The 1504-nt window shown below is 57.6% G+C and carries 1 protein-coding gene; it reads left to right on the forward strand.

Features of this window, described 5'->3' with window-relative positions; genetic code table 11:
* Positions 1-106 precede the first annotated feature (106 nt).
* Positions 107-1495, forward strand: a complete 1389-nt coding sequence (locus tag FG99_RS30665; protein ID WP_043272807.1) for an IS4 family transposase — start codon at positions 107-109, stop codon at positions 1493-1495.
* Positions 1496-1504 lie beyond the last annotated feature (9 nt).

Consider the following 1504-nt stretch of genomic DNA (forward strand, 5'->3'; position numbering starts at 1 on the left):
CGAATGGCACTTACTTAAGCGCTAAGCGATTGATTCAGAAAAGAAAGGCTGCTCTTGGTCTACGGTGATAGTTGCGAACACACACCGAGCCCAAGGAGCAGCCCAGATGAATCCTAGGCGCCAAGCCGTCATTCATCAACAGCAGCGCGCCCGTCGGCATACATCGAATACGGACGCTTACGCCTTCTTCAACCTGCTAACCGGCCCTGAATTATTCGAGCATGTCGAGTCGTTGCTGCCGGTTCATCGGGAGCGCTTGTTCCCGCCGACAGAGACGTTGTCCATGTTCATGGCCCAGGCCTTGAGTGCCGACCGTTCCTGCCAGAAGGCGGTCAATGAGATGGCCGTCAAACAACTGTTAGCGGGTTTGAAGCCGTGCAGCACGCACACCGGCGGCTACTGCCGTGCTCGTCAGCGGTTGCCGGTGGAGATGGTTTCCACGCTGGTGCGCAACACTGGCAGCCTGATCAGTCACTCTTCAGCCAAGACAGGGCAGTGGATGGGTAGGCCGGTTCGGCTGGTGGATGGCACGACGGTGTCGATGCCGGATACAACGGCTAATCAGGCCGCCTATCCGCAGTCGCGCAGGCAAAAGCCGGGATTGGGCTTTCCGATTTGTCGGCTGGTTGGCATCGTCTGCCTCTCCAGCGGTGCAGTGCTGAATGCGGCATTGGGTCGTTTTCGCGGCAAGGGTGGCGATGAGCAAACCCTGTTGCGGTCGATGCTCGATACGTTGAACGCTGGCGATGTTTTGCTGGGAGATGCCTACTATGCGACCTATTTCCTGCTGTGCGAATTGCAACGCAGGGGCATCGATGGTGTGTTTGAGCAATATGGCGCGCGTCGGCGTAGTACCGACTTTCGGCGAGGTAAGCGCCTGGGGACGCGCGATCATCTGATCGGTCTGGAAAAGCCCCGGAAACGCCCATCCTGGATGAGTCAGGCTTACTACGAGCAAGTGCCTGACAGGTTGGAGGTTCGGGAGTTGAAAGCGGGCGACAAGATTCTGGTCACGACGCTGCGCTGCACGAGTCAAACACCCAAGGCTGCCTTGAAAGCGCTGTTCAAAAGCCGCTGGCACGTAGAGTTGGATCTGCGCAATCTCAAAACCACGATGGGGCTCGAAATGCTGAGCTGTAAAGCTCCCGCGATGGCTATCAAGGAACTCTGGATTTACCTGCTGGCACACAACCTGATTCGCCTGATCATGGCGCAATCGGCCTCGATGGCTGACTGCCTACCCCGTCAATTGAGCTTCAAGCACAGCCTCCAGCTATGGCTGGCGTGGCGGCAATTCGACGATGATCCTGACGGAGGTACGACTCTTCGCGGCCTGCTGGTTCTGGTCGCGCAACAGCGTGTCGGCAATCGCTCCGGGCGAGTTGAACCCAGAGCCCTCAAGCGAAGGCCAAAGCCCTACCCATTACTGACCTGCACACGTCAATCTGCTCGGGCAGCGATCAAGAAACACGGTCATCCGAAAAGGGTTAAGTAAGTGCCATTC

The organism is Pseudomonas sp. AAC, assembly GCF_000725445.1.
Classification (GTDB): Bacteria; Pseudomonadota; Gammaproteobacteria; order Pseudomonadales; family Pseudomonadaceae; genus Pseudomonas; species Pseudomonas citronellolis.